General features: G+C 60.3%; 8 protein-coding genes and 2 pseudogenes. 5 read left to right on the top strand and 5 right to left on the bottom strand.

What is annotated here, in order from left to right:
• From LK542_RS24665 to LK542_RS24680, 4 genes are all read left to right on the top strand, one after another.
• On the top strand, window positions 1-376 hold a 376-nt coding region (locus LK542_RS24665; RefSeq protein WP_227813972.1), incomplete at its 5' end, for a TRSP domain-containing protein.
• Window positions 354-1106 (top strand): hypothetical protein, encoded by a 753-nt coding sequence (locus LK542_RS24670; protein WP_227813973.1) that lies wholly within the window; start codon window positions 354-356, stop codon window positions 1104-1106. The genes LK542_RS24665 and LK542_RS24670, both read left to right, overlap by 23 nt.
• Window positions 1103-2182 carry a cysteine protease StiP domain-containing protein gene (locus LK542_RS24675; protein ID WP_227813974.1) on the top strand — a complete coding sequence of 360 codons (1080 nt, stop codon included), beginning with the start codon at window positions 1103-1105 and terminating at the stop codon, window positions 2180-2182. The genes LK542_RS24670 and LK542_RS24675 overlap by 4 nt, the downstream gene beginning before the upstream one ends.
• On the top strand, window positions 2175-3071 hold the full coding sequence (locus tag LK542_RS24680) for an HpcH/HpaI aldolase/citrate lyase family protein (RefSeq protein ID WP_227803566.1): 897 nt from the start codon (window positions 2175-2177) through the stop codon (window positions 3069-3071). The genes LK542_RS24675 and LK542_RS24680 overlap by 8 nt, the downstream gene beginning before the upstream one ends.
• Before the next feature lie 11 nt (window positions 3072-3082).
• On the opposite strand, the gene LK542_RS24685 is transcribed toward LK542_RS24680, so the two are convergent.
• On the bottom strand, window positions 3083-4042 hold the full coding sequence (locus tag LK542_RS24685; RefSeq protein WP_227813975.1) for a hypothetical protein: 960 nt from the start codon (window positions 4040-4042) through the stop codon (window positions 3083-3085).
• 83 nt (window positions 4043-4125) lie between these two features.
• On the opposite strand from LK542_RS24685, the gene LK542_RS24690 reads away from it, so the two are divergent.
• The gene (locus LK542_RS24690) at window positions 4126-4314 is read left to right on the top strand and encodes a hypothetical protein (protein ID WP_227813976.1); all 189 of its coding nucleotides are present in this window, start codon (window positions 4126-4128) and stop codon (window positions 4312-4314) included.
• A gap of 88 nt (window positions 4315-4402) precedes the next feature.
• On the opposite strand, the pseudogene LK542_RS24695 reads toward LK542_RS24690, so the two are convergent.
• The 4 genes and pseudogenes from LK542_RS24695 to LK542_RS24710 all read right to left on the bottom strand — a co-directional run.
• Window positions 4403-4512, bottom strand: a pseudogene (locus LK542_RS24695) (30S ribosomal protein S10); the annotation flags it as partial.
• Window positions 4513-4582: 70 nt separating this feature from the next.
• Window positions 4583-6724, bottom strand: coding sequence for a hypothetical protein (locus LK542_RS24700; protein ID WP_227813977.1), 2142 nt, complete (start codon window positions 6722-6724; stop codon window positions 4583-4585).
• 85 nt (window positions 6725-6809) lie between these two features.
• Window positions 6810-7127 carry a 30S ribosomal protein S10 gene (rpsJ, locus tag LK542_RS24705; protein WP_036209000.1) on the bottom strand — a complete coding sequence of 106 codons (318 nt, stop codon included), beginning with the start codon at window positions 7125-7127 and terminating at the stop codon, window positions 6810-6812.
• A 190-nt stretch (window positions 7128-7317) separates the two neighbouring features.
• Window positions 7318-7443 (bottom strand): annotated as a pseudogene (locus LK542_RS24710) (elongation factor Tu); the annotation flags it as partial.

Consider the following 7443-nt stretch of genomic DNA (forward strand, 5'->3'; position numbering starts at 1 on the left):
GCTGGCCGCCCGCCTGGCGCGCGCGTTCGCGCCAGGTGCGAAGGTCGCGGTGCTCGGCACCGGCGAATTCATGCACGCGGCCATGCTGCTGGGTGCAGAGCTGGAGCGCCTGGACGTCGACGTGCGGGTGCAGTCGACCACCCGCTCGCCGATCCTGCACTGGGGCGCAGTCGGCCACGTGCTGGACTTCCCCGACAACTATGGCGAAGGCATCGCCAACTTCATCTACAACATCGCGCCTGGCCAGTACGACCACGTACTGGTCTGCCACGAAACCACGGCCAACGCGGCCCTGCGCGAGCTCGCCGGGCAGCTGGACGCGCGCCTGCTCCATTTCCAGTCCGAGGACCACATTGAAGAAGTTCCTGTTCGCTGACCTGGACGACACGCTGTTCCAGACCTTCGAGAAGTGCGCGGCGCGCGACGGCCTCGAGCCGGCCGCGTATTACAAGGATGGCAGCATCTGCTCGTACACCACGCGGGCCCAGCGCGCATTCCTCAGCTTCGTGCAGGACGGGATGACGGTGATCCCGACTACGGCGCGCGACCAGGACGGCCTGCGCCGCGTGCAGCTGCCCTTCAATAGCTACGCCATCATCAACTACGGCGGCGTGGTGCTGACCCCGGACGGAGAGCCGGACCGCGCCTGGCTGGACGGCATGCGCAGCGCCATGCACGCCGCCCTGCCCGGCCTGCAGGAGCTGGCGCGCCACGTCGATGCTTATGGCGCAGCCACCGGCTACGGCGGGCGTGCGCGCATGATCGAGGACTTCGCCACGCCCTTCTTCCTGGTCGTGAAGGACCCGGACAAGCGCCACGAACGCCTGGCCCCGATCGAGGCGGAGGTGGTGCGGCCCTGGATCGCCGACGGCGACAAGGACTATGTCGTCCACCGCAACGGCAACAACCTGGCGATCCTGCCGAAGGCGCTCGACAAGGCGAACGCGGTGGCCCACGTCACCGCGCTGCTGGCGGCCGAACACGGCGACATCGTCACCTTCGGCATGGGCGACAGCCGCTCGGACGCGCGCTTCATGGCCGCCTGCGACTACGCCATCGTCCCGCGCGCCACCCAGCTGGCGCGCCTCACGGTGGAGGCGCTGTGAGCTTCTCGGGCAGCTACCGCAGCGGCGAGGTGACTTTCCTGCTCAAGCGTTTGCAGGCGCAGGAATTCACCAGCGTGCCCGAGAAGGAGCGCCTGATCCAGTCTGGCCAGCGCCACTACAGCCAGATGCTGTCGCCCGAGTCGCTCCCGTCGGCGCGCTACATGGCCGTATTCGAGGATGCCTGCCGCACCAACAATGCGCGCATGGCGGCGGATTGCCTGCGCCTGGCCGGCATGGTCGCGGCGCGGCGCACGGGCGCCATCACGGTCGTGTCGCTGGCGCGCGCCGGCACGCCGGTAGGCGTGGTGGTGGCGCGCCTGCTGCGCGAGCGTCTCCAGCGCGAAGCCGTGCACTACTCGGTGTCGATCGTGCGCGACCGCGGCATCGACTGGGCGGCCCTGCGCCACATCCTCGCCCAGGGACACGCGCCCTCCTCGATCGTGTTCGTGGATGGCTGGACCGGCAAGGGCGTGATCGCGCGCGAACTGGCGCTGTCGGTGTCCGCTTTCAATGCGGCGCACGGGACCGGTATGGACAACGGCCTGTACGTGCTGTCGGACCTGGCCGGCGTGGCCGCCTGTGCAGCGTCCGGCGACGATTACCTGATCCCGTCGAGCATCCTGAACGCCACCGTGTCGGGCCTGGTGAGCCGCACCGTGCTGGACGAGCGCATCGGCCCGGACGACTTCCATGGCTGCGTGGTCTACGACGCCTTCGCGCCGCACGACCAGTCGCAGGGCTTCGTCGATGCGCTGGTGGCGCTGGCGCCGGCAGGCGAACTGCCCTCCGGTGCGCCGCTCGACGCAAGAGCTGCCGCCGAACGCTCGCGCACCTACCTTGGGGCTGCCATGGCGCGTTACGGCATCGAAGACGTCAACCTCATCAAGCCCGGCATCGGCGAGGCGACCCGCGTGCTGCTGCGCCGCGTGCCGCGCCTGCTGGTGCTGCGCCAGGCCGGCACCCCGGCTACCCGGCACCTCGAGGTGCTGGCCGAAGAAAAACAGGTCCCGATCGCGATCGACCCGGACCTGCCCTACCACGCAGTCTCGCTGATCAGGAGTGCATCCGATGGCTAACAAGTCCCTTGGCGCGTCGCTCTACGTGCCGGCCAACCACAAGGACCTGGCGAAAATCGCCAACGGCGACAAGCTGCCGCAGGCGCGCTCGCTCATCTTCTGCCTGGAAGACGCTATCGCCGACCGGGAGCTGAGCTGGTCGCTGTTCAACCTGTCGGTGGTGCTGGCCAATATGCGCGCCGACATCGCGGCGGAGCGCTTCGTCCGGGTGAGAAATCCCGAGGTGCTGGAACGGGTGCTGGCCATGGCGGGCAGCGAAAAGCTCAGCGGCTTCGTGCTGCCCAAGGTAACGCGCCACAATTTCGACAGCTACTTCCGCCTGGTGCGCGATACCGACCACGTCCTGATGCCGACGCTGGAGACGGCCGAGGTGTTCAGCGACAGCGAGATGCAGCAGCTGCGCGCGGTGTTCGATGCGCCCGGCGTGCGCCACCGCATCCTGTGCCTGCGCATCGGCGGCAACGATTTGCTGGCCCTGCTCGGCCTGCGCCGGCCGCGCGGCATGACGATCTACCGCACCCCGCTTGGCCCCGTCATCGCGCGTCTGGTGACCACCTTCCGGCCCTGGGGCTTCGCCCTTACCGCGCCGGTGTTCGAGTATCTCGACCTGCCCGAGCTGCTCGACCAGGAGGTGCTGGAAGACCTGGCGTACGGAATGGTTGGCAAGACCGCGATCCACCCGAGCCAGATCGCGCCGATCGAGCAGCACTACAAGGTGCGTCCGCAAGACCTGGCGGTGGCGCGCGCCATCCTCGACGATGCCAGCCCGGCCGTATTCCGGATGGACGATGCGATGTGCGAGGTGGCGACGCACCGCGCCTGGGCAGAACGCCTGGTCGCGCAGTCGGACCGCTTCGGTCCGCGTTCGATGGAGGGGGAGCCGGGCTAAGGGGCTGCCGCTCACCCGGCGACGCGGCGGCTCAGGAGTTCCGGGCGGTCCACGTACAGCAGCACGTAGCGCGGCGCGGGGCGGCGCACCTGCCAGTGCAGCAGGGTGAGGTCGGCGTCCGGTTTCAGGACCAGCACGCAGTTCGGCTTGTCGAAAGGGGTCACGAGGATAGTGTCGGCGCTGTGGATGTTGTGACGGCGGCGCCAGCGCTCCGGTGCCTCCTTCACCGTCTCGATGCGTTCGATGGCCGCGAACGGGATGCTGCCCTGAGTGCGCACGCCGACGCGCAGGTGCAGTACATCATCCGCCAGCACGTGCGCGCCGTCGGCCACGTGCCAGCGGTCGCCCAGCACCCAGATGAATGATGTGGAGACTCCTACGGCGGCGACCGCGTGGATGACCAGCCGCGTGTCGGGATCGTCGATCATCAGGTTGACGAGCAGGATATCGATCGGCACTTCGAGCAAAAGCGAGACCATGGCGATGCCGATGGCGCTGCCGTAGGCGCCGCGCTGCAGGTAGGTCAGCGCGAGGCCCTCGGGCCGGGCAGCGGGCGGGCTGCGGCGCAGCCATTGCAGGAAGCCGATGCGCATCAGGCGGTCGAGACGCAGCATGCCGACCAGTTCCGGCGGCAGCAGCGCGGTGATGCGGCTGCCCCATCCCTGCGCTGCACGCAGGCGCCCCAGCGCATCCGGCCAGTGCGACAGGTCTTTCGCCGCCAGCAGAAGCAGCGGCAGTACCAATGCCAGCTTGTGCAGTGCAGGCGCCAGTGCGTCCGGCGCCGCGCGCTTTGCGAGGCCCAGCACGAAGAAAGCAAGGACGGCGTAGCCCGCGAGTGCGGTCCAGGAAGTACGGCGCAGATGGAAGGCGGCGGTATGAAGACTGGGAGCGGCAGGCATGCGTTGGGTGGCGTCGTGGTGATCGCTGTCGATTACAACACGGCGGACTTGCCCGGGCAATTTCTTGGGCATAAAGCGCTTGCGGGAATGGTTTGCGCCAGCACAAAGTGCGATAGAAATGCGCGCTCGACAATGGGCTTTTGCACGGAGGCCCCATGTCGAACCTCGATCCTCTTCCAGATGATGCCACGCGCCTGAGCGCCGCCAGCCTGCGCTCCCACTTCACGGGCCATCCGACCCTGGTCGGCTGGATCGGCCGCTGGACGCTGCTGGTGATGCTGCTCGGCGCCGGCGCGGTTGCCGGCAGCCTGCTGGGTCCCGGCGTCTACGCGCTGATGAACTGATGCACTGAAAATGACAAGGGCCGGGAGTCCCTGCGGACTACCCGGCCCTTGCTATCGCAGCGGAAGAATCCGCCGGCGATGGAAGCGATTACTGCAGCTTGATTTCGACGTCGACGCCAGCCGGCAGGTCCAGCTTCATCAGTGCGTCAACGGTCTTGTCGGTCGGATCATGATGTCCGTCGGACGCTGGTGACTGCGGCTTCTATACTAGCCATTAACGATTAACCGTTGAAAGCCTGAAGGCGCCGCCATAGGATGTGCTGATTGTTCACGGCTTTGCGTAGTACACAGCATCATAGATATTTGGCGAATTGATAATTCTAACCAAAATGAAACCCTCAACCGAGTTATTCTCACGAATCATTCCGGAAACAACCAAGTTTGCAGCGTTGCGCATTTCAGCACCCGAGACTCCCTCTCCAAAACAAATTACTGCGAAAGAAAAAGAATCAAGGAGAGGCGTTACGTGTGTACACATGATTGGCCACTCTTCGTAAGGAATACTTTTCCTCGCAAGCTCGGCATTCATCTTTTGTTCGAAGCGCAATTGTTCTTGGAACGGCACGTCAAATAGAATCAACGAAATGTGCCAGAGCGCAGGACTTTTCTTCGTATGCATCGCAGTCAAAACGCTTTCGAAGTACGGCGAGTTTCTTAAACAGCTATCGTCTGGCGGCGAGTATTTTCCGTCTTCGTCTTGCATCGCCGGAAGTTGAAAGGATGCGCCTAAGAGCATTAACAATGCCTCCTCTTTTGGCAGCCCTGTGAAACCGAACTGCAAATAGGTCGCAAAAAGATCGAGCTCATCCCCAATGAAGTCGCGAATAACCGAAATTTCCCCTCGGCGCACCAAGTAATGAAGCCTACTCATTTCACTTCTCAAATTATGAAGCACAATCGCGAGCTCAGACAGAATGATGCAGGGAGCTGCTACTACGTCTTCGTCCAATACCTCCTCACTCTTCAAAAGCGATGGCGCGTTCATGAATATTCCGATCTGTTCTATCGATATACTGAAACGTGTTATCGATACGATCTCGCTCGGCAACAAGGTAATTTGCACATCGCCTGACTCATCGGATATTTCAATAGGATTGCCTGAATCGAAAATCCTATCGCGCAATTTAATTCCTTGAAGCGTAGACTTCCCCCAAATTCGTCTTAAATAGTGTTTGATCGCGTCTTTCTTGCCAGAGCGTGCTCTATCAGGGATTAGCGCCCCTTTAGCTTCGAATATAAGTAGACGCCCTGCTAGGTACACAATTAAGTCTGTCTCAACTCTGTTACCATCTTCACGCTTCCAGTATCCGCTACGAACTATTGAGGCTGAAGGCAGGCTCTGGCTCAAAAGATCATATAACCTTTGCTCGACGAATAAGCCTCTGATTTTCTCAAGCTTCAGCTTTTCTTCTGCCCCCTCTCCCAGAAGGACGAGCAAAATTGAGAACGGGAAACTCATTAGCGTCACTAAGCTGAATAACGCAAATCCATTAGATACTTTGACCGCCGGCCTTGCCCAAACAGGATTCGCCTTTAGGACAGTTGCGAGATCGAGCTTTTCAGGGCTTGCGTCACTGCATAGCTTTTGCAATATTGCGCGTGCAGGATAACCCTTTTTCTCATACTCAGATATCCACTCTTCGTCAAAAATAAAAAGTGTATCGGACGCGATCTCTTCCAGGACATTGTACAATTCAATAGACAGCTGTCGGTCTTCGTACCCTTCAAGAGCTGGGCCAAGGACCATTCCGTAATATCCCTCGACGGCACTGAGTTTTTCGCTGGCGTCTCCGTTCAATACTACAGTCAGACGTTCCAAATAGTCTCTAACACGGGCCATCAACTCTGAGCGAAGAAGAGCTACGAATTCTCCGATTAGTTTGACAGATCCATCTCTTACGTATCGCGCATCATATTCAGCGGTTATGTGTCGGACCATTGAATCGAAAAAATCGTCTCCGTATTGGTTCCTATAGTATGCGTGATGAGTCTGCGCTAGCTCTTCGAGAGGTGATAAATTATTCCGATCTGATTGATGGCTTAGAACAAATACTTGCTCTCTTAGTTCCTGCCAAAAACCATAAAGCCGGCCTCTCGGTATCCGAGATTTCGACTTTTCCTCGTTTGTTAGGGTGATCGCCTGCAAAAACTCAACATCAACGGTTTCGGGATACGGATTATCCGACCCCGGAGAGAATATCCCTCCTTGTATGCTGTATAGCCCGGTTATAGTGAGTAAATCATCCCGGTCATAGGATTGTGCCTCAGCGATAAACGTTTTCGTCTTTGCCAGAATGCGGTTCTTTTCGTCTGGATCTAATAATTTATAAGCCCACGGGAGAGAATGCTTTTTATAAGATTCACCATCCACAAACACGAAGCCAGCTTTATCGTTATATGCGTCCGTCATAGGGATACTCGCATTCTGTTCAGTAAGTGCGGAACACGCGCGAAAAAAAAGCCAGCGTTACGCTGGCTTTTCTGAGTGCTTAAAGTTACTGCAGCTTGATTTCGACGTCGACGCCAGCCGGCAGGTCCAGCTTCATCAGTGCGTCAACGGTCTTGTCGGTCGGATCAACGATGTCCATCAGGCGCTGGTGGGTGCGGATTTCGAACTGGTCGCGCGAGGTCTTGTTGACGTGCGGCGAACGCAGGATGTCGAAACGCTGGATGCGGGTCGGCAGCGGGACCGGGCCCTTGACCACAGCGCCGGTACGCTTGGCGGTGTCGACGATTTCCAGAGCGGACTGGTCGATCAGCTTGTAGTCGAAGGCTTTCAGGCGGATGCGGATTTTCTGGTTCGGAGCGGACATGCTATTTCCTTTAAAAGAACGTTCCGGCACGTAGCCGGCAATGTGTGAAAGGTGTTACGGCACTACTCAAGAGGCGGGAGTATAACATCGTTCCCTCTCATAAAGATGGGGACAGGTCGAAAAACCTGTCCCCATCGTTGGTTGGAAGAGACGCTCTTGATGAGCGCCCTTCCGATCTCGCTAACCGAAATTAGGCGATGATCTTGGCAACCACGCCGGCGCCGACGGTACGGCCGCCTTCGCGGATTGCGAAGCGCAGACCTTCTTCCATCGCGATCGGAGCGATCAGCTTGACGGTGATCGACACGTTGTCGCC

It is taken from the genome of Massilia sp. IC2-477, assembly GCF_020707265.1.
Taxonomy (GTDB): Bacteria; Pseudomonadota; Gammaproteobacteria; order Burkholderiales; family Burkholderiaceae_D; genus Telluria.

What these genes read in the sequence shown, in the direction of transcription:
- LK542_RS24680 (WP_227803566.1), top strand. Translation starts at nt 2,175, where the DNA reads ATGGCTAACAAGTCCCTTGGCGCGTCGCTCTACGTGCCGGCCAACCAC.
- LK542_RS24700 (WP_227813977.1), bottom strand. Translation starts at nt 6,724, where the DNA reads ATGACGGACGCATATAACGATAAAGCTGGCTTCGTGTTTGTGGATGGT.
- rpsJ (WP_036209000.1), bottom strand. Translation starts at nt 7,127, where the DNA reads ATGTCCGCTCCGAACCAGAAAATCCGCATCCGCCTGAAAGCCTTCGAC.
- LK542_RS24690 (WP_227813976.1), top strand. Translation starts at nt 4,126, where the DNA reads ATGTCGAACCTCGATCCTCTTCCAGATGATGCCACGCGCCTGAGCGCC.
- LK542_RS24685 (WP_227813975.1), bottom strand. Translation starts at nt 4,042, where the DNA reads ATGCCCAAGAAATTGCCCGGGCAAGTCCGCCGTGTTGTAATCGACAGC.